At 41.7% G+C, this 23,146-nt stretch carries 21 protein-coding genes; 12 read left to right on the top strand and 9 right to left on the bottom strand.

Annotated features, from left to right (window positions below):
• Nucleotides 1–118: transposase (locus tag BFP75_RS07885; RefSeq protein ID WP_165776561.1), on the bottom strand; the 118-nt coding region annotated here is incomplete at its 3' end.
• Nucleotides 119–358: 240 nt separating this feature from the next.
• Here BFP75_RS07885 and BFP75_RS07890 point away from each other — a divergent pair.
• Nucleotides 359–1,639 (top strand): metal-dependent hydrolase family protein, encoded by a 1,281-nt coding sequence (locus BFP75_RS07890; RefSeq protein WP_099544703.1) that lies wholly within the window; start codon nucleotides 359–361, stop codon nucleotides 1,637–1,639.
• 187 nt (nucleotides 1,640–1,826) lie between these two features.
• Here the strand turns inward: BFP75_RS07890 and BFP75_RS07895 are convergent, their stop codons facing one another.
• Complete coding sequence (locus tag BFP75_RS07895) at nucleotides 1,827–2,342, bottom strand: acyl-CoA thioesterase (RefSeq protein ID WP_099544704.1); 516 nt, start codon at nucleotides 2,340–2,342, stop codon at nucleotides 1,827–1,829.
• A 60-nt stretch (nucleotides 2,343–2,402) separates the two neighbouring features.
• A complete protein-coding gene (locus BFP75_RS07900) occupies nucleotides 2,403–3,365 on the bottom strand; it encodes an SPOR domain-containing protein (RefSeq protein ID WP_099544705.1) in 963 nt (320 codons plus the stop codon).
• 90 nt (nucleotides 3,366–3,455) lie between these two features.
• Between BFP75_RS07900 and dprA the strand changes: the two genes are divergently transcribed.
• Nucleotides 3,456–4,574 carry a DNA-processing protein DprA gene (gene dprA / locus BFP75_RS07905; protein ID WP_099544706.1) on the top strand — a complete coding sequence of 373 codons (1,119 nt, stop codon included), beginning with the start codon at nucleotides 3,456–3,458 and terminating at the stop codon, nucleotides 4,572–4,574.
• 248 nt (nucleotides 4,575–4,822) lie between these two features.
• Here dprA and trpS read toward each other — a convergent pair whose 3' ends face one another.
• Nucleotides 4,823–5,791, bottom strand: a complete 969-nt coding sequence (gene trpS, locus BFP75_RS07910) for a tryptophan--tRNA ligase (RefSeq protein WP_099544707.1) — start codon at nucleotides 5,789–5,791, stop codon at nucleotides 4,823–4,825.
• 73 nt (nucleotides 5,792–5,864) lie between these two features.
• On the opposite strand from trpS, the gene BFP75_RS07915 reads away from it, so the two are divergent.
• On the top strand, nucleotides 5,865–6,608 hold the full coding sequence (locus tag BFP75_RS07915; protein ID WP_099544708.1) for a lysophospholipid acyltransferase family protein: 744 nt from the start codon (nucleotides 5,865–5,867) through the stop codon (nucleotides 6,606–6,608).
• A 7-nt stretch (nucleotides 6,609–6,615) separates the two neighbouring features.
• On the opposite strand, the gene BFP75_RS07920 is transcribed toward BFP75_RS07915, so the two are convergent.
• The 4 genes from BFP75_RS07920 to recA form a co-directional block, all read right to left on the bottom strand.
• Nucleotides 6,616–8,118 (bottom strand): outer membrane beta-barrel protein, encoded by a 1,503-nt coding sequence (locus BFP75_RS07920; RefSeq protein ID WP_099544709.1) that lies wholly within the window; start codon nucleotides 8,116–8,118, stop codon nucleotides 6,616–6,618.
• A 37-nt stretch (nucleotides 8,119–8,155) separates the two neighbouring features.
• Nucleotides 8,156–8,719: an RNA polymerase sigma factor gene (locus BFP75_RS07925; protein WP_099544710.1), complete on the bottom strand. Its 564-nt coding sequence runs from the start codon at nucleotides 8,717–8,719 to the stop codon at nucleotides 8,156–8,158.
• Between the two features lie 24 nt (nucleotides 8,720–8,743).
• Nucleotides 8,744–9,160 (bottom strand): hypothetical protein, encoded by a 417-nt coding sequence (locus BFP75_RS07930; protein ID WP_240531729.1) that lies wholly within the window; start codon nucleotides 9,158–9,160, stop codon nucleotides 8,744–8,746.
• A gap of 176 nt (nucleotides 9,161–9,336) precedes the next feature.
• Nucleotides 9,337–10,344 (bottom strand): recombinase RecA, encoded by a 1,008-nt coding sequence (gene recA / locus BFP75_RS07935; RefSeq protein ID WP_099544712.1) that lies wholly within the window; start codon nucleotides 10,342–10,344, stop codon nucleotides 9,337–9,339.
• A gap of 330 nt (nucleotides 10,345–10,674) precedes the next feature.
• Between recA and BFP75_RS07940 the strand changes: the two genes are divergently transcribed.
• From BFP75_RS07940 to BFP75_RS07980, 9 genes are all read left to right on the top strand, one after another.
• Complete coding sequence (locus BFP75_RS07940; RefSeq protein ID WP_099544713.1) at nucleotides 10,675–11,706, top strand: rhodanese-related sulfurtransferase; 1,032 nt, start codon at nucleotides 10,675–10,677, stop codon at nucleotides 11,704–11,706.
• 153 nt (nucleotides 11,707–11,859) lie between these two features.
• Nucleotides 11,860–13,044 (top strand): stage 0 sporulation family protein, encoded by a 1,185-nt coding sequence (locus tag BFP75_RS07945; RefSeq protein ID WP_099544714.1) that lies wholly within the window; start codon nucleotides 11,860–11,862, stop codon nucleotides 13,042–13,044.
• Nucleotides 13,045–13,057: 13 nt separating this feature from the next.
• A complete protein-coding gene (locus BFP75_RS07950) occupies nucleotides 13,058–13,522 on the top strand; it encodes a gliding motility lipoprotein GldH (RefSeq protein ID WP_240531730.1) in 465 nt (154 codons plus the stop codon).
• Between the two features lie 4 nt (nucleotides 13,523–13,526).
• Entirely contained in the window at nucleotides 13,527–15,869 is a 2,343-nt protein-coding gene (locus BFP75_RS07955; RefSeq protein WP_099544716.1) for a penicillin-binding protein 1A, read from the top strand.
• Between the two features lie 110 nt (nucleotides 15,870–15,979).
• Nucleotides 15,980–16,681: a CoA transferase subunit A gene (locus BFP75_RS07960; protein WP_099544717.1), complete on the top strand. Its 702-nt coding sequence runs from the start codon at nucleotides 15,980–15,982 to the stop codon at nucleotides 16,679–16,681.
• A 3-nt stretch (nucleotides 16,682–16,684) separates the two neighbouring features.
• Nucleotides 16,685–17,341: a CoA transferase subunit B gene (locus BFP75_RS07965; protein WP_099544718.1), complete on the top strand. Its 657-nt coding sequence runs from the start codon at nucleotides 16,685–16,687 to the stop codon at nucleotides 17,339–17,341.
• A 513-nt stretch (nucleotides 17,342–17,854) separates the two neighbouring features.
• Nucleotides 17,855–20,227 carry a prolyl oligopeptidase family serine peptidase gene (locus BFP75_RS07970; protein WP_099544735.1) on the top strand — a complete coding sequence of 791 codons (2,373 nt, stop codon included), beginning with the start codon at nucleotides 17,855–17,857 and terminating at the stop codon, nucleotides 20,225–20,227.
• A 29-nt stretch (nucleotides 20,228–20,256) separates the two neighbouring features.
• The gene (locus BFP75_RS07975; RefSeq protein ID WP_240531731.1) at nucleotides 20,257–20,766 is read left to right on the top strand and encodes a GNAT family N-acetyltransferase; all 510 of its coding nucleotides are present in this window, start codon (nucleotides 20,257–20,259) and stop codon (nucleotides 20,764–20,766) included.
• Nucleotides 20,767–20,776: 10 nt separating this feature from the next.
• Nucleotides 20,777–21,928, top strand: coding sequence for a serine hydrolase domain-containing protein (locus BFP75_RS07980; protein WP_099544720.1), 1,152 nt, complete (start codon nucleotides 20,777–20,779; stop codon nucleotides 21,926–21,928).
• On the opposite strand, the gene BFP75_RS07985 is transcribed toward BFP75_RS07980, so the two are convergent.
• Complete coding sequence (locus BFP75_RS07985) at nucleotides 21,925–23,079, bottom strand: methionine aminotransferase (protein WP_099544721.1); 1,155 nt, start codon at nucleotides 23,077–23,079, stop codon at nucleotides 21,925–21,927. The two genes, BFP75_RS07980 and BFP75_RS07985, sit on opposite strands and share 4 nt — an antisense overlap.
• Nucleotides 23,080–23,146: the final 67 nt, after the last annotated feature.

Genomic DNA, 23,146 nt, shown 5'->3' on the forward strand with positions numbered 1-23,146 from the left:
TGTAGAACGCGGCGGAACTGACCCCATGGTCACGGGTTATCTCGGCAACGGACTTTCCGTTGTCGAACTCCTTTAAGATACTTGCGATCTGTGTTGGTGAAAATTTGCTCTTCCTCATAATACTGCTTAAAATTAAGGTTATTATTCTACTTTTAAACAGTTCGGTTTTAAGGGAAGCTTACAGAACAAAGTTTTATCTGTTTTTATTAGAGGTTCCAAATATTTCCTGACAAGGAAAACATATAGGACTTTAATCTTTCAACCACATTTCCCTATTGGAGTATTATGTATATTTTATCTATTTCCGGTATTATGATATAAAATGTACCTTTCAATTTTATACTACTATACTTAAAATATGAAAGGTTCAAGATTTTCTTTTATTGTTTTTTTTTATTTTTTTGCCCTTCTTTCGGCACAGGATAGGACAGCCTTAATATGCGGAAACCTTATCACAGCTAATGATGGACAGGTTAAAAGTGATGCCGTTATAATTGTATCAGGAGAACGAATTCTTGAGGTTGGCACCAAGGAATTACTTAAGCCAGAGTATACTATTATCGATTTAAGTGAGTATACTGTATTACCTGGCATGATAGATGCCCATACGCACCCCTTGATATACGGAAGCGAATACCAAACCAATCACCTTAAAGGCTCCTCCGCATTTAATGCACTTAGGGGGCTAAAGACGGTTCAGGAATGGCTAAACGCCGGTTGGACGACCATTAGGATAGCTGGAGATGCCGACACAAAATATGCACATTTTGAAATTCGGGATGCTATAAACGCAGGCCTGTTCAAGGGGCCTAGAATCGTTGGAGCCGGCCATTATATCTCCGTAACCGGTGGGGGAGGGGATATTAATTACTTATCCAGTGAACAGACCGTTATCCCGGACGGTTTGATAGTAGACGGAAAGGACGAAATGCGAAAAGCAATCAGACAAGAGATAAAAAATGGGAGTGATTGGATTAAACTCTTGGTTACTGGGGCATTCATGTCGACAGGAGATAACCCAAAGAACGTACATTTTAGTGACGAGGAATTAATAACAGCGATAGAAGAAGCTGATCAAAGAGGTATTCCTGTTATGATGCATGCCCATGCCAAGGAAGGAATTGTTAAAGCAATCAAATTTGGCGCGAGATCCATTGAGCACGGTACTTTTTTAGATGATGAAACCATTGACTTATTTTTGGAGTATGATACCTATCTTATTCCTACATTGACCGTTGGCACTTATTTAAGATTAAAGGACCCAGGAAACGTAGCGCTAACAAAGACTGACCGATCTCAAAAGGAATTTAGGGAGGCAAGAATGAAGGTTTTAGGACAGGCACATAAAAAGGGCGTAAAATTGGGAATTGGATCGGACAATGTTGGTTTTCCCGGTAGTTTTGCGGCAAACGAATTTCTTGAATTTGTAAATTTTGGAATGACACCTATGGAATCTATACAGGCAGGTACCAAAGTAAATGCCAAACTATTGAAGTTGGATGATAGTATTGGCACTATTGAAGCTGGAAAGTTTGCAGATATTATAGCCACTAAAAATAATCCAATAGAAGACATTACCGAGCTACAACATGTACGGTTCGTAATGAAAGGAGGGGAGGTTATCAAGCCAATCGATTAGCATCTCTCTCTTTTATTTAAGGATACCTTACCATATTGAAGTATCGCAAATTTTCCGAGATATGCCAAGGACTTTTTCAATTTAAAACTTCAATGGAATGGCCCATACATCAAGAATTGAATAGTATTAAAGTAAAATTGAAAAAGCTACTGGCATTGGGCTAAACGCTATAGAGAAATACTTTAATCTAACTTTCCATAAACAGCGCCTTAAGCTCTGTGGCATCGTTGGGCTTCATTTTACCCGCCAAGACCAAACTCAATTGCTTTCTGCGCAGGGCACCTGCAAAACGTTGCTTTTCCAAGTCGGTTTCCGGTTGTAAGGGGGGCACTTCGGTAGGCTTACCGGTCTCGTCCACGGCAACAAAAGTATAAATGGCCTCGTTGGCCTTGGTCCTTTTCCCATTGTAGCGATCTTCTATCCATACATCTATATAGACTTCCATAGAGGTCGTATAAGCTCTGGAAACTGCCGCTTCCACGGTAACCACACTTCCCAGGGGTACGGCAAGATTAAAAGCCACATGGTTAACAGATGCCGTTACGGTAATTCGTCTGCTATGTCTACCTGCAGCGATGCTTGCTGCGCGGTCCATTCTGGCGAGGAGCTCGCCCCCAAAAAGGTTTTGAAGCGCGTTGGTCTCACTGGGCAATACCATGTCCGTCATGGTCGTTCTCGATTCTGAAGGCGTTTTGGGTGTCATAGACGAAAATTTTCGGCAAAGATACGAGCCTTGTATTTTTTAAAAGGGAAAAGTGTCCGGTTATTTTTCGGAAAGAAGCCAGGCGTCCTTGGACTCGGTACGTTTAATCTTCCTTAATTCGGATAGGGCTTCCTTGGGGTCTACAAATCGGTCATAGGTAACCATATGAAGTCCGTAGGCATTGGTGCCGTAATAGGCCGCCTTATAACCCTTATTTTGCAAGGATTCGATTTTCCTGTCGGCATTGGCCTTTACGCGAAAGGCTCCGGCTACAATATGGTGTTTGGCTGTATTATTGATTTTGGCTTTGGACGTGGAAACCGCATCCACATTCACTGTGGGGAGTTCCAAAGGTTTCGTGTTAAAAAAAGTAGCCTCCTGAATCTGTCTGTCAACCTCCTTTTTTACATCTTCACGAACCACCTGCTGCGATTGCAGCCCGTTGTTAAATACCTGATACCCTGTAAACCCTGCGGAAATGGCCAACAAAATAATTGCAGCATATTTGAGATAAGGCCTAAAGTTGGCCTGTTCCCTTTTTTCCGGGCTAATGATAAACGGGATTTTTTCTTCCAAGGCCTCGACTTCCTCTTTAAGTACTTCCCTAGTAACAGGAATCGACTTAAAGGACGAAAGCCCAAAGGAGGAGGTTAGATAATTTACCTCATAATAGGGTTGAAATTGGACCTTGTTTTCAGCATTGTTCCAAAGTAGGCCAATATTCTTGAGACTGAGCTTTTCGCCGGCGTTCAATCTTTCTTTCCATTGCTTGGTCAAGGTTTCGATTCTAGAAAGTATCTCCTCAAAAGAGGCTTTCTCCGCCTCAGCGATATAGGAAACCAACAAACCGTCATTGGATACCAACTGTTCGTTGAACGAAATGGATTTTGTGGGAGCAAAAAAGGTATTGGTTATATCGTTTATACGTGCGGAAGTCCGCTGTGTAAGAAATGCACCAAAGTTGGGCACGACCACACAATTATATCGATACAGTAATTCGCTTATATAGTGTTCTACTACCATTGTTGGCAAATATCAAAAAAAATAGGGGTTCACAAAATGGGTGGCATAACTTTTTATTAACATTATATTTGTAATTCCTATCGCAAAAAAATGGGCTTTATACAACATACTGCGGATGAGTTGATTGCAATATTACGATTGCAAAACATTCCTAATGTGGGCGATGTTATCGCCAAAAGATTGATTTCCCATTGCGGGAGTCCTCAGGAAGTCTTTAGGAATAAAATGAATCAATTGCTAAAGATCGATGGTATTGGATCATACACCTTAAAACATTTGAACGACTCAGAGCACGTTATGGCGGCGGAGAAGGAATACCAATATATTTTGGACAACCAAATTGCGTATTGCTATTTCGAGGAATCTGAATATCCCAAATATTTACGGAATTGTATCGATAGTCCAATTCTCCTTTTTAAAAGGGGAAATATGGACCTACAGGGAAGAAAAATCATAAGCGTAGTGGGTACCCGTAACATTACCAGTTACGGTACCGCCTTTTGTGAACGGTTTATTGCCGATTTGGTTCCGCTAAACCCTGTTATAGTTAGTGGATTTGCCTATGGCGTGGATATATGCATACAGCGGGAAGCCATCAATCAGGGATTACAGACCATTGGGTGTTTGGCACATGGCCTGAACCAGATCTATCCCAAGGTACATAAGAAATATCAAGCCGATGTTTTGAACAATGGCGGATTTCTTACGGAATTCTGGAGTACGAGCAATCCGGAACGGGAAAATTTCCTGAGACGCAATCGGATTATAGCAGGCATGAGCGAAGCGACCGTAGTGGTAGAATCTGCCGAAAAAGGGGGAAGTCTGGTCACTGCCGATATTGCCAACAGTTATAACCGAGACGTTTTTGCCCTGCCCGGGCGTAGTACCGATAAATACAGCGTGGGATGCAACAATCTGATCAAGCAGCAAAAGGCGCACATGTTGACCTCGGCAGCGGATTTGATCTATCTATTGAATTGGGACCTTGAGGAATCCCCTACCAAATCCGTGCAAAAACAATTGTTCGTTGATTTGGACGAAATAGAGCAAAAAATTTACAGCTATCTGCAACAAGAGGGCAAACAACTGTTAGACAGTATAGCGTTAGACTGCCAATTGCCCATTTTTAAAACGTCTGCAACCCTGTTGTCCATGGAAATGAAAGGGGTCATTAGGCCTTTGCCGGGTAAATTGTTCGAAGCGGTGTAGGATTTTTACAGACCGATTGGTTTGGTTTCTTAGGCAGAATTAAAAATTCTTTTAGATTTCAGTAGTTCATCGATGAAATGCATATTGAAATCGTTTCCTTCTTTTAAACTAAATTTTTTGACTATCAAAAAACCGACCATACAGTCGGTTTGATTTTTTAGGGAGCTTTTACCTTTTGAAAATTCAGGAGGGTCAATTACAAAAAAGGAAGGAACAAATTCCCCTCCTTTGGAGGGGTTGGGGGATGCTCAATACCCCAACTTTTCACGTACTCTGCCCAGCACGCCATTTGCGACTTTTTTCGCCTTTTCGGCCCCTAGGGCCAATGCTTCATCCACTTCTTCCAAATGGTTCATATAGTACTCGAATTTTTGCCGAGGTTCTTCGAACTTGCTCAGAAGAAGTTCGTACAAGGCTTGTTTGGCATGCCCATATCCATAATTGCCGCCCAAATAGTTGGCGGTCATCTCTTCAATTTGTGACTTGGAGGCCATTATTTTATACAAAGCGAACACATTATCCCTAGTTGGGTCCTTGGGTTCTTCCATGGGGGTACTATCGGTTTGTATGCCCATTATCTGTTTGCGCAGTTTTTTATCGGGCTGAAACAAATTGATAAGATTCCCCCGGCTTTTACTCATTTTGGCACCATCGGTTCCCGGAACGTACATGGTCTCTTCCTGTACTTTTCCATCGGGAATCACAAAGGTTTCCCCAAGTTGGGCATGAAAACGATGGGCAACGTCCCTTGTCATTTCAATATGCTGGAGTTGATCCTTTCCTACGGGAACAATGTGGGCATCGTACAATAGGATATCCGCCGCCATAAGCATGGGATAGGTAAATAGTCCGGCGTTTACGTCTTCCAGGCGATCGGCTTTATCTTTAAAAGAATGGGCAAGTGTAAGTCGCTGATAAGGAAAAAAACAGCTAAGGTACCAAGCAAGTTCCGTTACTTGGGGAACATCGCTTTGACGGTAAAAAACGGTTTTGTTAAAATCAAGGCCACAGGCCAACCAAGCCGATGCTATGGCATAGGTATTTGCCCGTAGAACCTCTGCATCCTTTATTTGGGTGAGGGAATGCATATCTGCAATAAACAAGAACGATTCGTTCTTTGGGTCACTTGCCATTTCTATGGCCGGTATAATGGCCCCAAGGATATTTCCTAAATGTGGGGTTCCAGTACTTTGGATACCTGTTAAAATTCTTGCCATTTTTTAATATCTATAAGTGGGCAAAGGTAAAACAAATAGGAAAATACAAGGCTAGAATCCCTATTTTTGATGCATGATAGTACTGGTACGAATAGGTCAAACGCTATACCGAATTTGGTTCTACGTACTTGTGGCCGTCCCCATCTTTTTGTTTTTTCCGTTTTTGCTTTTGTTCGCCTCTAAGGAGGAGTGGTATCCAAAATTCTTTTGGATGGCTAGAAACCTATGGGCAAAAACCATTTTATATGGCATGGGATGCTTTCCAAAAGTTACCTATGACCAAGAACTGAAGCTGGGGAAAAGCTATATGCTCGTCGCCAACCATACCAGTATGTTGGATATCATGTTGATGCTATATGTGAGTAAAAATCCGTTTGTATTCGTAGGTAAAAAGGAATTGGTAAAAATTCCGGTCTTTGGGTTTTTTTATAAACGAGTGTGCATTATGGTGGACAGGGATAGTACCCAAAGTAGAACGGGTGTATATAGAAGGGCCCAAAGAAGATTGAACCAAGGTCTAAGCATTTGTATTTTTCCGGAAGGCGGCGTGCCCGATGACGAAAGCATTGTATTGGACACCTTTAAGGATGGCGCCTTTAAAATGGCCATTGCCCATAAAATACCTTTAGTACCCATTACCTTCTATGATAATAAAAAACGCTTTTCATTTACATTTTTCAGTGGGGGACCAGGTATCGTGAGGGCACGGGTACACGCGTTTTTTGAAACTGGGATTTTATCTGAAGAGGACAAGGGCACCCTACGTGAGGAGGTACGGGATATTATCTACAAGGACCTTGTGTCCACGAGGGGATAAATTACCATTAAAACTTAAAACTAATTCCACTATACACCCCCAAGGTATACGGGTTAAAGGTACCATCCACGTTGGAAAAAGTGTTTAGCTGATACTTGAACACCGGCTCCACGTTCAATTTCAATCTTTGTGAAAATTGATACCCCAGTCCTATTCCAAAGTTGGCGCTGAAGTTCAAGTCGTTGACATTGTTGGCTTCCCCTATCTGGGTGGTCAGGCTACCGGAAGTCAGATCTACTTGGTTCTCCACAAGGAACAGTGAACTCACACCACCAATCACATGTACCCCAAATTTAGTATTGACCAGGGCATAACTTAACTCCACAGGAACTTCCAAGTATCCCAATTGTTGGGCCATGACCCCAGACCTGTTGGCCGTTCTTGCCGATATATCAAATGATTTACTGTCCAAGTTCAATGCGGCATTACTGGAGGATACCACCAAATTTTCCGCAGTTTGTGCGTAATTGATATTGGAAATGCGATTTTGGCTCAAGGCCGATATGGAGGAGGTAAAGTACACATCATTGGTATCATACCCATAATCTACCTTGTGAACCCCGGACCGTACGGATAGCCTTGGGCTGATCTCATAGGCTACGGAGAGCCCATAACTCATATTGACATTACCGGATTTGGTGTTGGCACTAAACATGGGGCTAACAGGAGAACCCGTTCCCAAAGCATCAAAATATACCGGTGCAATACTTGGCCCTGCAGACCATTTATTCCCCGAAGTTTTGGAAGCAGCATTTTCTTCTTCTTCCTGGTCCTGAATCTCGTCGTACAAGGATTTTTTACCTTCGGAGACCGTACTTTGGATATTTTCTTTTTCTTCGTTGAAAGCGATTGTCTCGGCATTCGGTTTTACCATAGGATTATCCATGGAAGGCTCGGCCACTTGTTCCTTTTCTTTTGGTTCACCGGTTGTTTTGTTCCCTGAAGCAGAAAATTGGGATTCCTGCCTGTTTCTATGGGTAATTGCTTGCCCTGAAAATAAGTTTTCCGATTTGTTTATTTTATTACCCGGTTCAGTGCCGGCAACTTTGGCTTGGTTTGAAATATTCGTGGCTTCATTTTTAGTAGCATTGCGAATTCCACCATTGGTAGCAGGTGTGCTGCGAGACTTGTCCGTTTCCACAATGAATCCTTCCGGTTGGGAGTTGGTATTGGTATCAATTTCTGCAGGATTTACATCCTTGGGCGCACTTGAAACAGCATCTTTGGCACGTATGGTCTCTTTTAACAACGTGTCATCACTTTGTTTTTGCTCCGTATCCGTAACGCTATTGACATTTGGGGAATTACCAGTGTCAAAAGGATTTAACAGTAGAAGGCCAAAGACCAGTACTGCAGCTACTCCGGCAAGTTGCCACCATAGAGGCAAAATTCTTTTTTTCTTTTTTCTGTCCAATGATGATGCTATGGCAACCCATACCTTATCATCAGGTGTCTCTTCAAAACCTTTGAATTTTTCTTGAAAAAATTCATCTAAATGCTTCTTGCTCATTATTCAAAACTCATATTTCTACGGATTCCCAACGGAATCAAAAACAATTTCCAATTATAATCACCAAACCAATGATTGATTGTGATAGTTTACTCTCAATTTTTTCCTTAAGTAACATTTTTGCCCTTGCCAAATTGGATTTGGACGTTCCTACCGAAGTTCCCAGCATCTGACTGATTTCCTTATGGCTGTAACCGTCTAGGACATAAAGGTTGAATGTTGTCCTGTATTTATTTGGCAATTCCTGTATATATCCCAATAAGGATTGAAGCCCTATATCTGCGAAATTGGATTCCAAGGTCACTTCTTCGGGAATGTTCTCGTTGACCACGCTTAAATATTCCTCTCGCCTATATTTCTGCAATACCGTGTTTACGGTAATACGCTTTATCCATCCTTCAAAGGAACCTGTTGACTTGTATTGGCCTATTTTTTCAAAAATGGTCATAAAACTATCATGTAGGTTATCCTCAGCTTCTGTCTTGTTCCTGGAATATTTCAAACAAATACCATAGAGTACGCCCGCATACTGTTTATACAATAGCTCTTGGGCCTTACGCTCGCCTTTTTTACATCTATGTACCAGTTCTTCCAGCAACAAATATGTTGGTTATATTTTTTACATCTAGTTTACAGGAACAACAACCTCAAAAAACTCTGGCTCACCAGCACTATTATCCCCTTGATAGAATCTAAAGGTATAGGGTTGGTCATATTTTACAATGAAGTTAAAGGAAGCCTCTTCTTGGGTTATCGCCTGGGTACAAGATACCAAATCTGTCATTGCAACACCTATAGCAACCACATTTCTTATAGTCATGTCTTCTTTGGTCACATCAAATCCTTCATATTGTGTGCATCCATCGGGCAAGGAATAGGTTACGTTTATTTGGTACGTTTCATTCAAATTGAAGGATTCCGGTAATTCCGCACTCTCTATACGTAATGCCTTAAAATTGAAGTTGGGTTCGTCATCATTTAGGGAACAACTACCTAATAGCAATGCGAACACCGCGACCACTAGGGTATATTTTTTCATCATCGTTACAATTTCTTTTACAAGAAAGATGAAAATCTATCCTAAAGGTTGCGTTTTCCCCTTGATTTTTAGTGGAGAGGAATATTTTTAAATGATAGTACCTCAGCCTTGTCCGCTAGAGTGAAAAATCAAAATATAAAATCCTTTAAGTACTTATAAAGGACCTAGTTTTAAGAAGTTTAATTGTTAACGGCGTTAAGGGCATCTCGTATTTTACCGTCCAATTCATCCAATAATTCAGGATTGTCCAATAAAAGGGTTTTGACGGCGTCCCTTCCTTGACCTAGTTTGGTATCTCCATAACTGAACCAGGAACCGCTTTTCTTTATGATTTCGTACTCTACCCCAAGGTCAATGATTTCTCCAACTTTGGAAATGCCTTCTCCGTACATAATGTCGAACTCGGTAGTTCTAAATGGAGGTGCAACCTTGTTTTTGACCACTTTTACTCGGGTCTTGTTACCTTGGATGTTACCATCTGTATCTTTGATTTGGGTAGAACGTCTAATATCCAATCGAACGGAGGCATAAAATTTTAGTGCGTTACCGCCCGTAGTGGTTTCTGGGTTACCGAACATCACACCGATCTTTTCGCGTAATTGATTTATAAATATAACGGTACAGTGCGTTTTGCTTATGGAGCTTGTTAGTTTTCTAAGTGCTTGAGACATTAACCTTGCGTGAAGTCCCATTTTGGAATCACCCATTTCACCTTCGATTTCACTCTTTGGAGTCAGTGCGGCAACAGAATCGATGATCACAATGTCAATTGCCCCGGAACGAATCAAGTTATCCGTTATTTCCAAGGCCTGCTCCCCGTTGTCCGGTTGGGAAATTATCAAGTTATCAATGTCGACACCCAATTTTTGGGCATAAAAACGGTCAAATGCATGTTCCGCATCAATGAAAGCCGCTATCCCCCCTTTTTTTTGTGCCTCCGCAATTGCATGTAATGTGAGCGTGGTCTTACCAGAGGATTCCGGTCCATATATTTCAATGACCCTACCTCTTGGGTAACCGCCAACGCCTAAGGCTATATCAAGTCCTAGGGATCCAGAAGGAATTACCTCTACATCTTCAACAACACTGTCCCCCATCTTCATTACGGCACCTTTTCCATAGGTCTTGTCCAGCTTATCCAGGGTTAGTTTTAGGGCTTTTAATTTGGCTTCTTTTTCGGAACTCATTATGTATTTTTTAGGAATGCTAAATTAGTGTTTCTTTTCGGAAAAAAGAATATCCACATTTATTACGCAACCATTTTGGATATTTTCTATCTAGTTGAAAAGCGTGAGAGCAAAACATAGTTTTGTAAGCAGTTTTTAGTGTTACAGGTATTAAAGGTCATTTCCTAATAAACTAACTCAACAAATGCTGTGAAGAGGAAAAGCAGGAATGGCCAAACAAAAGTCCCGATTTAAATCGGGACTTTTTTGTTACGGGCAATTCATAGCCGTTCCTACTGGATTTTATATCTTTGCCGCTCAAAATTTGTAAACTTAAAATATTAGTATAGCATGCAACTGTACAATACCTTAAGTGCAAAGGAAAGAGCTGCCCTCATTGAAGAGGCCGGTCAAGATCGCTTGACCATTTCTTTCTATAAATATGCACACATTGGCAATCCCGGTATTTTTAGAAATCATTTGTTCATTCATTGGAACGAGCTAGATGTTTTAGGTCGTATTTATGTGGCCCACGAGGGAATCAATGCCCAATTATCAGTTCCTGCGGAGAACTTTCAGAGGTTTAAGGATTTTCTGGATAGTATTACCTTTTTGGAAAATGTACGATTGAACATTGCCATAGAACAGGATAATATGTCCTTTCTGAAATTGAAGGTCAAGGTTCGGGATAAAATTTTGGCCGATGGCCTTAACGATGCCACTTTTGACGTCACCAACAAAGGGGTTCATGTAAATGCCCAGAAATTCAACGAATTGATCGAGGACCCGGATACGGTGTTGGTGGATATGAGAAACCACTACGAAAGTGAAATAGGCCATTTTAAGAATGCCATTACCCCAGATGTGGATACATTCAGGGATTCTTTGGATATTATAGAAAAAGACCTTCAGGACCATAAAGAGGACAAGAAGTTGGTCATGTACTGTACGGGGGGTATCCGTTGTGAAAAGGCCAGTGCTTATTACAAGCATAAGGGGTTTAAGCAAGTCTATCAACTTGAAGGAGGTATAATAGAATATGCAAGGCAAGTTGAGCAGCAAAGGTTGGAGAATAAGTTTTTGGGCAAGAATTTTGTTTTCGACCATAGAAGGGGCGAACGAATTAGCAGTGATATCATTTCCCAATGCCATCAATGTGGGGAACCCTGTGATGACCATGTAAATTGCGCCAATGAGGCCTGTCACCTATTGTTCATACAATGTAAAAAGTGTGCCGAAAAAATGAACGATTGCTGTTCTGATCATTGTATGGAAATCCACGCCTTGCCCTATGAGGAACAAAAGGCACTAAGAAAAGGCATAGTAGTGAGCAATAAAATTTTTAAAAAGGGCAGATCGGAAGTACTAAAGTTCAAAAGGTAACCTCAATAGATTTACTCTTGATTGTGAATTCCAACCATGATGCAAAAAAAGAGCACTTTTTTTCGCTCAGATTTTGATTATCTTTACAAGAAGATTTTTTATGAACCTAGTTTGGTGGGTCCCATAGGATTTAACCAAATCAATATATAAAATATGGGTTGTAGTAGTTGTTCTACCGGTAAGGATGGACAACCAAAGGGATGCAAGAATAACGGTACTTGCGGTACAGATGGTTGCAATAAATTAACTGTTTTTGACTGGCTTTCAAATATGTCGCTTCCTAATGGCGAGCGACCATTTGAATATGTTGAGGTGCGCTTTAAGAACAGTAGAAAGGAATTTTTTAATAATACCGAAAGCCTTTCCCTTTCCATTGGGGATATCGTGGCTACCCAGGCGCAGTCCGGCCATGACATTGGTATGGTTACGCTCACCGGGGAACTCGTACGCGTTCAGATGAAGCGCAAGAAAATAGATCCGGCAAAGGAGGAACTTCCAAAAGTTTACAGAAAGGCCACTCAAAAAGATATTGATATCTGGCAAAAATGTAGGGACAGGGAAGAGGAAATTAAAAAAAGATCTCGGGAAATCGCCATTATCTTGAATTTGCAAATGAAGATTTCCGATGTGGAATTCCAGGGCGATGGTTCCAAGGCTACATTTTACTACACAGCAGAGGACCGGGTAGATTTTAGACAGCTTATAAAGGATATGGCCAAAGCTTTTGGCATACGTATAGAAATGCGGCAGATCGGCTACAGACAGGAGGCTCAGCGCCTAGGGGGTATTGGCTCCTGCGGCAGGGAATTGTGTTGTTCTACCTGGCTGACCGATTTTAGGTCCGTAAGTACTTCCGCGGCCCGCTATCAGCAACTTTCATTAAATCCCCAAAAATTGGCAGGGCAATGTGGAAAACTGAAATGTTGTCTCAATTACGAATTGGATGTATATCTGGACGCCCTAAAGGATTTTCCGCCCCAAGACACCAAACTTAATACGGAAAAAGGACTTGCCTTTTGCCAAAAAACGGATATTTTCAAGGAATTGCTTTGGTTCTCATATAAAGAAGAACCTGCCAATTGGCATGTACTATCCAAGGATCAGGTGAACGAAATCTTGGAGAAGAACAAGAAAAAAGAGAAGGTTCCAAGTTTGGAAATTTATGCAGTGGACAATATTACAGAGGACAAAGTAGTTTTTGAAAACGTGGTTGGGCAAGATAGCCTTACTAGGTTTGATAGGCCAAAGAAGAAATCCAAGGGCAATAGAAACCGCAATAGGAAAAAGAATAATACGAATAATAACAGAAAACGAAATAGGAGCAATAAAAATGCGTAGCTATCTTTTTTTGATGTTAGCAATATTCCTTCTCGCCTCGTGTAATACAACTGGGGTCACCTCTGAATATAAGAGCTTAAAGGGGGCTGTTTGGAACAAGGACGATATTATTGAGTTCAGCTTCACAAAAATGGATACGGTACAGGAATACAATATGTTCATTAATGTGCGCAATGACGATACTTTCCCCTACAGCAACTTGTTTTTGATAACATCCCTTAGTACCCCAGAGGGGGAAGTAATACAGGATACTTTGGAATATACTATGGCCTTGCCGGATGGAACTTGGTTGGGAAAGGGCACCGGTAGTTTAAAGGAAAACAAATTATGGTATAAGGAAAACATCGTTTTTCCCGTTTCGGGCGTATATACCTTAGAAGTTTCGCATGCGATGCGAAAAAACGGTACTGTTCAAGGAGTGATTTCATTGGAAGGTATTACCGATGTAGGTATTGAAATAACAAAAAGTAATCCCTAGGCTCATGGCAAAAGCGGTAAAAAAGAAAAGCAATCCTGGCTTTTCCAAATACATCAAATGGTTTTGGATTTTGTTTGCATCAGGCATTGCCTTCATTGCGTTGATTTTTCTGTCGGCGTCATGGGGTTTTTTTGGAGAACTTCCGCCGTACGAATATTTAGAAAATCCACAAACCAATCTAGCTTCCCAAATCATTTCCTCCGATGGGGAACTATTGGGAAAATTTTATTTGGACGATAACCGTACCGATGTAAAATATGAGGATTTACCGGAGAATTTGGTAAACGCTTTGGTCGCCACGGAGGATGCCCGTTTTCAGGACCACTCCGGAATCGACTTTAGGGGAACGGTACGGGCCTTTTTCTTTTTGGGCACAAGGGGTGGCGCCAGTACCATCAGTCAGCAATTGGCACGGCAATTATTTGTGGGCGTAAGATCTAGAAATAAGCTGGAAACCTTACAGCAAAAAATCAAAGAGTGGGTTCTTGCCACAAGGTTGGAGCGTAGTTATACCAAGGAAGAAATCATCAGTATGTATTTCAATATTTATGATTTTGGAAACAATGCGGATGGTATTCGCTCTGCGGCCCGGATTTATTTTGGCAAGGAGCCCAAGGATTTGAAAATAGAGGAATCCGCCATGTTGGTTGGAATGTTCAAAAACTCCTCCCTCTTCAATCCTTTGCGCAGGGAGGAAATGGTGAAAACCAGAAGAGACGTGGTTTTGGCACAAATGGCCAAATACGATTATATTACTGAGCAGGAAAAGGATTCCCTACAGGATTTGAAAATGGATATCAACTTTAATCCAGAGAACCATAGGGAGGGGCTGGCCACATATTTTAGGATGTATTTGCAGCGTTTCATGAAGGATTGGATCGATAAAAATCCTAAACCTGCCTTACCTGGAGAGCGTGACAAGTGGAACATCTATTTGGACGGCTTAAAAATATATACCACTATAGATTCTAAAATGCAGGCAAATGCGGAAGAAGCGGTATACGAACATATGGCAAATTTGCAGGCGGAGTTTTTTAATCAAAATACACCGGAACGTAACCCAACAACTCCCTTCTTGGACCTAACTCCAGAAGAAACGGAAGGCATTATAGAAAGGGCCATGAAAAATTCGGATCGTTGGAGGGAAATGAAAGCCGCTGGGAAATCAGAAGGGGAGATACGGAACTCCTTTTCCAAAAAAACCGAAATGACGGTCTTTGATTGGAAAAGCGATACCCGTGAGAAGGATACAATTATGACCCCAATGGATTCCATTCGGTATTACAAGACCTTTTTACGCGCCGCCATGATGTCCATGGAACCCCAGACGGGCCATGTAAAGGCCTGGGTTGGTGGAATCAACTACAAGCATTTTCAATATGACAATGTTATTCAGGGAGCAAGACAGGTAGGTTCTACATTTAAACCTTTTGTCTATGCAGCGGCCATTGACCAGTTGCGACTTTCCCCTTGTGAAAAGTTGCCGGACACACAATATTGCATTGAAGCAGGCAAACATGGAAATATGGAGGCATGGTGCCCTAGGAATTCAGACTTAAAGTATACAGGGAGGGAAATGACTCTAAAGAATGCCTTGGCCAATTCGGTCAATACGGTAACAGCACAATTGATTGACAAGGTAGGTCCTAAATCCGTAGTTGCCATTGCCAAAAATTTGGGTATGTCCGGAGATGTTCCCGAGGTACCCTCTATAGCGTTGGGTACTTTGGATGCCAATATTTATGATATGGTAGGGGCTTATGGTGCTTTCGCCAATCAAGGGGTTTATGTAAAACCGGTTATGGTGACCCGGATAGAGGATAAAAACGGAACAGTACTATACGAATATGTTCCTGAAACAAAAGATGTCTTGAGCAAGGAAGTGTCCTATGCCATGATCGATTTAATGAAAGGTGTGACCCAAGGGGGGTCAGGTACTAGATTAAGACATAACTACAATAAAAACAATACGGTTTATAAGGAAATTATTACGGGCTATCCTTATGAATTGACCAATCCCATTGCTGGTAAAACCGGAACTACCCAAAACAATAGTGATGGTTGGTTTATGGGCATGGTGCCTAATTTGGTCACGGGGGTTTGGGTAGGTGGCGAAGAACGATCCATTCATTTTAAGAACATTCTATATGGACAAGGAGCCTCTATGGCACTGCCCATTTGGGGATTATATATGAAAAAGAATTACGGGAACGAGGAGCTAGGCGTATCTAAAGGGGATTTTGAAAAACCGGAAGATATGACAATAGTTACGGACTGTACACAATTTGTAGAGGACCAACAACAGGACTTACAAATCGAGGACGACTTGGACGATCTGGATTTTTAAATAAAATAACTGGCATTAAAATTTTTTTAAAGCTTCGGGGATGACCGGGGCTTTTTTATTTTTTTCGATTTAAATGCCTTATTTTAGTACTATGACATTGAAAGTTTGTTATGATTAGAAAAACGGTATCAGATGTGAAAGAAGCCCTTGCCGGGGTAAAGGATGGAATGACCTTTATGCTTGGAGGATTTGGCTTATGCGGAATCCCTGAAAAGGCCATAGAAGAGTTGGTGCGATTGGGCATAAAGGACATTACCTGTATTTCCAATAACGCTGGGGTGGATGATTTTGGTTTAGGGCTTTTGCTTCAAAAACGGCAGATAAAAAAAATGATTTCGTCCTATGTGGGTGAAAATGATGAGTTTGAACGGCAAATGCTCAGTGGGGAATTGGAAGTGGAACTGACACCCCAAGGCACCTTGGCAGAAAAATGTAGGGCGGCCCAAGGGGGGGTTCCAGCATTTTTTACCCCCGCAGGATATGGAACCGAGGTGGCCAAAGGGAAGGAAACCAGGGAGTTCAATGGTAAAATGTATGTGCTTGAGGAAGTTTTTAAGGCAGATTATTCATTTGTGAAGGCGTGGAAGGGCGATGAGGCCGGAAACCTTATTTTTAAGGGAACGGCACGGAATTTTAACCCATGTATGTGTGGAGCGGCCAAAATAACCGTGGCTGAGGTGGAGGAATTGTTACCTGCCGGATCTCTGGACCCCAATCAAATCCATGTTCCCGGAATTTTTGTACAACGAATATTTCAGGGAAAGGGATACGAAAAACGAATTGAACAACGAACCGTAAGAAAAAGAGGTTAAAAGATGCTTGATAAAAACGGAATAGCAAAGCGTATAGCTCAGGAAGTTAAGGATGGATATTACGTTAACCTAGGTATCGGTATACCTACATTGGTGGCAAACTTTGTTCGGGACGATATTAGCGTGGAGTTTCAAAGCGAAAATGGTGTATTGGGAATGGGTCCCTTTCCTTTTGAAGGCGAGGAAGATGCCGATATTATAAATGCGGGCAAACAGACCATAACCACATTGCCTGGGGCCTCTTTTTTTGATTCGGCAACCAGCTTTTCTATGATCCGGGGAAAACATGTGGACCTTACCATTTTGGGCGCTATGGAAGTTGCGGAAAACGGTGATATCGCCAATTGGAAAATTCCTGGGAAGATGGTCAAAGGCATGGGTGGTGCCATGGATTTGGTATCATCTGCAGAGGATATTATCGTGGCCATGATGCATACCAATAGGGACGGGGAATCAAAATTATTAAAGAAATGCACCCTACCGCTAACGGGAGTAAAGTGTGTAAAAAAAATCGTGACGAACCTAGCGGTATTGGAGGTGGGACCTGAGGGCTTTATCTTGTTGGAGCGCGCACCCGGGATATCCGTAGAAGAAATAAAGCAGGCTACAGAAGGCACGCTGATTGTGTCTGGGGAAATTCCGGAAATGAAGGTCGATTAAAGCATGATGGAATGCAGTTCATCGGTGAATTAGGGTACCTTGTTTTATTCACAACATTCTAGGACATCTTCACAACAATAATTCGGTTTTAACTTGTCTTTGGACCTATCTTTACTTCACTGATGTGAATAACCCAAAGTAAAAACAAAACTTAACCTAAAATGGATACCCAGAATTACATTCCCAGAGAAGAAAAAGTGCAAGTATACCATAACGATTTTTTGAGTGGTTTTGTACGATTGACGAAAAAGCTGTTTATGCTTTAAGTCGTAGCAAAAGAAAAAAAGAGCAACTCCCCCAGGTTGCTCTTTTTTTTTGCCTTGTTTGAAATAGCATCCTTCCATTTCATGTACGAAGGCGTTACTATGGTTTTCTTAATAATATGGATATGACTTTGGCTTTAGAGGGGACATCTTCTTTTTTAAGGTAAAAAGCTACCGTATGCCCTGTAATAATCCCTATTTTTATAGCTATATCTTGTTATTATTATTTTCAGATCTAAATCCAATTTTTATGACAAAGTACTTTTTTTCCTTTTGTACTTTTTTTCTGGTTCTTTTTGTTGATCTAGCCGCGCAAGAATCCAATACTTCCAAATTAAAGATTGAAGATATAATGAAGGGCGATGACTTTATTGGGCATAGGCCTTCCAATGTCTTTTGGTCGATGGACCAATCCACCATCTATTTCGATTGGAATCCGGAAATGGCCTATAGCGATTCCCTATACGGCTACAACCTAAATTCCGGAAGAATTGGAAAAATCGATTTTTTGGAGTCCCAGAAGCTTCCGGCAACTCGAAAAGTAGACCACCCCGCCCTAAATAAATCGGTATACGCCAAGAATGGGGACATTTTTCTTTTAGATCGTTTAACTGCCAATATGTTGCCCATTACAAAAACCAAGGAGAGGGAATCCAACCCCCATTTTATGGATAATGGCAAAAAAGTGGCCTTTATAAAAAAATCGAATGTTTATTCTTGGGATATGGAAAGCGGGGTCTTGGAACAGCTTACCGACTTTGTAGAGAAGCTGGAAGAAGACCCAAAAAGGAGCACTAAGGATGAATGGCTGTACGAAGATCAATTGGAACTTTTTGGCGTATTACGGGAAAGAAAGGAAAAAAGGGAGTTGGGTGAGCGAATCTCCAAGAAATTGGACGCCCTTGAACCCCTGCCCATAGCGACCGGGAATAAACAGGTCATCAACCAAACGGTTTCGCCAAACGGGCGCTATTTGACCTATGTGTTGATGGATACCCCAAAAAACAAAAACACCATGGTTCCCCATTTTGTAACGGAATCGGGGTATACTGAAGAGCAAACTACCCGAACAAAGGTGGGCGACGAACTTCCTTCTTACGAAATGTTCGTGTACGACACAAAAAGGCGTACAAACTATCCGGTTGAACTAGATAGCTTGGCAGGACTAAACGACGTTCCGGAATTTATGAAGGATTATCCCGATAAAACCTATGAAAACAAAAATCCCATTGGTAGAATAGGTAATCCCACATGGCATCCCGATGGAGAAAAGGCCATTTTGGACCTTCAGGCCAGCAATTATAAAGATAGATGGCTGGTGCTGTTGGATGCCGCAACCGGAACTATAACCCAACTGGACCGTCAACATGATGATGCGTGGATTGCGGGGCCTGGCATTACGGGTTGGTTCAATGGTGGTGACCTTGGTTGGATGCCCGATGGAAAAAGTATATGGTACAAATCCGAAAAAACGGGCTACGCCCATCTGTATACTATGGATATGGATGGAAAAAGCAAAAAGGCTTTGACCTCCGGCGATTTTGAGATTTACGACCCCTATATTTCCAAGGATAAGAAACGCTGGTATTTTACGGCGAACAAAGATCAACCAGGGGACCGTCAATTTTATACGATGCCGTTAAAGGGAGGCAAAATGCAACAATTGACCCAGTGGGAAGGAAGAAACGACGTAACGCTTTCGCCAGATGAAAAACAAATGGCCATCCTTTATTCGTATTCAAACAAGCCCACGGAACTTTATGTACAGAAAAATCCAGTGTATGGAAAAAGCGGCGACTCCGTGAAAATCACCGAATCCAATACGGAAGCCTTTAATGCATACTCATGGAAAGACCCTGAAATCATTACATTTCCGGCAGCTGATGGGGCCAATGTTCATGCGAGGCTCTACATCCCAGATGCGAATGTAAAAAATAATGCAGCCATAATCTTTGTGCATGGCGCGGGGTATTTACAAAATGCACATAAGTGGTGGAGCTCCTATTACAGGGAATATATGTTTCACAATCTATTGGTGGATAATGGTTATACCGTATTGGATATTGATTACCGCGGAAGTGCTGGTTACGGCAGGGACTGGCGTACGGGAATCTACCGTCATATGGGCGGTAAGGACCTTTCAGATCAGGTAGATGGTGCCAAATTTCTGGTGGAGAATTACGGAGTGGACCAAGATAAAATCGGCATGTATGGGGGCTCTTACGGAGGGTTCATCACTCTGATGGGTATGTTCAATGCTCCCGAAACCTTTAGTGCGGGTGCCGCCATTCGTTCCGTGGGGGATTGGGCGGCCTATAACCACAGGTATACAGCGCATATTCTAAATACGCCTGTGCAGGACAGTTTGGCTTATAAACGTAGTTCTCCTATATATTTTGCCGAAGGTCTGGAAGGGAAGTTGCTCATTTTACATGGCATGGTAGACGATAATGTCCATTTTCAGGATATGGTCCGATTATCTCAGCGCTTAATCGAGTTGGGTAAGGAGAATTGGGAAATGGCGGTGTATCCCGTTGAACGTCATGGATTTGTGGAACCGAGCAGTTGGACGGATGAGTACAAGCGCATTTTTAAACTCTTTGAGGAAACGTTGACGGACTAACGATGTCGAACATCCCAAAACTTGAATTTGTGCCGTGCAAACCTTGCGATGTGGAGGAATTGATGTCCATATCCAGAACCACTTTTTCCGATGCGTTTCGCAATCTAAACAATCCAGCCGATTTCAACTCGTATCTGGATAAGGCATTTTCTAAAGAGCAATTATGCCGGGAACTGGAAAACCCACATATGAATTTTTATTTTGTGTACTATGAAGGCAATTTGGCCGCTTACTTTAAATTGAATACAGAGGCTGCCCAAACAGATATAAAACAGAAGGACTCCATGGAATTGGAACGAATCTATGTATGCAAGGCCTTTCAGGGAAAGCAATTGGGAAAGCGACTTTTGGATTGGATAAAGGATAGGGCTGGTAATATTGGAAAATCTTTTCTATGGTTGGGTGTTTGGGAGAAAAACCCGCGCGCCATAGCCTTTTATGAGCGTCATGGATTCTATAAATTTGGGACACATCCCTACTATATTGGAAATGACAAGCAAACCGATTGGTTAATGCGATATGATGTTATAAACAGATAAAACTATGAGTATGAAAAGTTATGTGAACATCTTTTTTTTCTTTTTGTTTTCCTGTGCATTGAGTGCCCAGGAATACTATTTTCCTGAACCCAATGCCGCTTGGGAACAAAAAAGGCCACAAGAATATAAAATCAATACGGATAAACTTCAGGCTGCGGTGGATTTCGCACAAGCGAACGAATACTCCGGTTCAAGGGACCTTAGAATTGCCATCTTGAAGGGATTTGAAAGGGAACCCTTCCATAAAATCCTAGGTCCTACCAAAAAACGGGGCGGACCTGCGGGCATGATACTAAAAAATGGGTACATCGTGGCCCAATGGGGAGATGTAAAACGTGTGGATATGACGTTTAGTGTCACCAAAAGTTTTCTGAGTACTACCGCAGGTATCGCGGTGGACCGTGGTTTGATAGAATCAACCAAGGATAAAGCTTCGGATTATATCTGGGACGGTACTTTTGATGGGGAACATAATTCCAAAATTACCTGGGAACATTTGCTACAACAAAATTCTGCATGGTCTGGAGAAATATGGGGCGGTAAGGATTGGGCGGATCGTCCGCCCAGTGAAGGCGGCATAGATGATTGGAAATTTGAAAGACCCAAGGAGCCCGGTACGTTTATGGAGTACAATGACGTACGTGTCAATGTGTTGGCCTATGCCTTAACCCATCTTTGGAGAAAACCGTTGCCACAGGTATTAAAGGAAAACATTATGGACCGTATTGGCGCAAGTACTACTTGGAGGTGGTATGGATATGACCATGCATGGACGGAAATCGATGGTATCAATATGAAGTCCGTAACGGGTGGAGGTCATTCCGGTGCAGGTCTATTTATCAATACAGAGGACATGGCCCGCTTTGGACTGCTATTTCTAAATGATGGGAAATGGAATAATGAACAACTCATAAGTGAGGATTGGATTAAGCAGGCCATTGCACCGTCTACTCCAAATGTCAATTATGGATATATGTGGTGGTTGAACAAAAAGGGAAATAGACATTGGGACGGATTATCGGAGAACATCTATTATGCGGCCGGTTTTGGAGGCAATTTTATTGTTATTGATAAAGAAAATGACATGGTGGTAATCACACGTTGGTTGGAACCGAATAAAATCGGCGAATTTATGGCCAAAGTAAACGCGGTGCTGAATTAAAGACCATTTAGAATTTCCAAAGCCTTGGATAAGGTATCTTCTGTTTTTGCAAAACAAAACCGAAGTACTTTATCGTCCCTATTATTTACATTGAAGGAAGAAATTGGAATACTGGCCAACTTGTGTTCCAGAATCAGTTTTTTTGCAAATTCCTCATCGGTTTCCTGGGTGAGTTGTGTGTAGTCCAATAGCTGGAAATAGGTGCCTTGCGAGGGGATGAACTTAAATTTACTATTGGCAAGGCCCTTAAGAAATAGGTCTCGTTTCCCCTGATAAAAATCATTGAGTCCAAGATAACGTTCGGGAGTTTTTAAGTATTCTGTCAAAGCCCGCTGTACTGGATGGTCCACACAGAAAACGGCAAATTGGTGCACGTTTCTAAACTCTTCCATTAGGGCTTTAGAAGCGGCACAATAACCTATTTTCCAACCTGTAACGTGGAAGGTTTTGCCAAAGGATGCACAGACAAAACTTCGTTCTGCTAAATCTGGAAATCTTGAAACGCTTTGATGCTCCTTTCCATCAAAAACAATATGTTCGTAGACTTCGTCACTTAACACCAAAATATTTGTGTCCTTGAGAATTTCCTGTAACCGCAGCATATCGTCTTCGGAAAGTATTTTCCCACTAGGATTATGAGGCGTATTGATAATCACCATTTTGGTTTTTTTGGTGATTTTGGCTTTGAAGGCTTTCCAATCAATTTTATAATCTGGGACATCTAATTGTAGAAAAATAGGTATTCCCCCGTTGACCTGAATGGCGGGCTCATAACAATCATAAGCAGGTTTTAGTACGATTACCTCATCTCTTGGATGTACAAATGCCGTTATGACCGTGTAAATGGCCTGGGTAGCCCCTACGGTAATTGTTATTTCAGTTTTTGGATGATATTGATGACCATGGAGTGTTTGAATTTTTTCTGAAATAATTTCTCTTAAGCCATAATAGCCCTGCATTGGGGCATATTGGTTATGACCCTGTTCCATAGCTTGGTTTACCAAGGAAATTAGTTTGGCATCCGCTTCAAAATTTGGAAACCCTTGGGACAGGTCAATAGCGTTATGTTTTCGGGCCAAATTCCCTACGGTGGTAAAAATGGTGGTTTTTACATCGGGCAATTTGGATATAATTTTTTTTTCCTTGTTCATAGTTATAAAAATAAACTAAAAAAGCCCGAGTCGAAACCCGGGCCTTTCTAAACAACTAAACTAAAAA

It is taken from the genome of Maribacter sp. 4G9 (assembly GCF_002742265.1).
Lineage (GTDB): Bacteria > Bacteroidota > Bacteroidia > Flavobacteriales > Flavobacteriaceae > Maribacter.

Excerpts from the sequence above, each read along its gene's own strand:
- BFP75_RS07890 (WP_099544703.1), top strand. The coding sequence starts at position 359 with ATGAAAGGTTCAAGATTTTCTTTTATTGTTTTTTTTTATTTTTTTGCC.
- BFP75_RS07895 (WP_099544704.1), bottom strand. The coding sequence starts at position 2,342 with ATGACACCCAAAACGCCTTCAGAATCGAGAACGACCATGACGGACATG.
- BFP75_RS07900 (WP_099544705.1), bottom strand. The coding sequence starts at position 3,365 with ATGGTAGTAGAACACTATATAAGCGAATTACTGTATCGATATAATTGT.
- dprA (WP_099544706.1), top strand. The coding sequence starts at position 3,456 with ATGGGCTTTATACAACATACTGCGGATGAGTTGATTGCAATATTACGA.
- trpS (WP_099544707.1), bottom strand. The coding sequence starts at position 5,791 with ATGGCAAGAATTTTAACAGGTATCCAAAGTACTGGAACCCCACATTTA.
- BFP75_RS07915 (WP_099544708.1), top strand. The coding sequence starts at position 5,865 with ATGATAGTACTGGTACGAATAGGTCAAACGCTATACCGAATTTGGTTC.
- BFP75_RS07920 (WP_099544709.1), bottom strand. The coding sequence starts at position 8,118 with ATGAGCAAGAAGCATTTAGATGAATTTTTTCAAGAAAAATTCAAAGGT.
- BFP75_RS07930 (WP_240531729.1), bottom strand. The coding sequence starts at position 9,160 with ATGATGAAAAAATATACCCTAGTGGTCGCGGTGTTCGCATTGCTATTA.
- recA (WP_099544712.1), bottom strand. The coding sequence starts at position 10,344 with ATGAGTTCCGAAAAAGAAGCCAAATTAAAAGCCCTAAAACTAACCCTG.
- BFP75_RS07940 (WP_099544713.1), top strand. The coding sequence starts at position 10,675 with ATGCAACTGTACAATACCTTAAGTGCAAAGGAAAGAGCTGCCCTCATT.
- BFP75_RS07945 (WP_099544714.1), top strand. The coding sequence starts at position 11,860 with ATGGGTTGTAGTAGTTGTTCTACCGGTAAGGATGGACAACCAAAGGGA.
- BFP75_RS07950 (WP_240531730.1), top strand. The coding sequence starts at position 13,058 with ATGTTAGCAATATTCCTTCTCGCCTCGTGTAATACAACTGGGGTCACC.
- BFP75_RS07955 (WP_099544716.1), top strand. The coding sequence starts at position 13,527 with ATGGCAAAAGCGGTAAAAAAGAAAAGCAATCCTGGCTTTTCCAAATAC.
- BFP75_RS07960 (WP_099544717.1), top strand. The coding sequence starts at position 15,980 with ATGATTAGAAAAACGGTATCAGATGTGAAAGAAGCCCTTGCCGGGGTA.
- BFP75_RS07965 (WP_099544718.1), top strand. The coding sequence starts at position 16,685 with ATGCTTGATAAAAACGGAATAGCAAAGCGTATAGCTCAGGAAGTTAAG.
- BFP75_RS07970 (WP_099544735.1), top strand. The coding sequence starts at position 17,855 with ATGACAAAGTACTTTTTTTCCTTTTGTACTTTTTTTCTGGTTCTTTTT.
- BFP75_RS07980 (WP_099544720.1), top strand. The coding sequence starts at position 20,777 with ATGAAAAGTTATGTGAACATCTTTTTTTTCTTTTTGTTTTCCTGTGCA.
- BFP75_RS07985 (WP_099544721.1), bottom strand. The coding sequence starts at position 23,079 with ATGAACAAGGAAAAAAAAATTATATCCAAATTGCCCGATGTAAAAACC.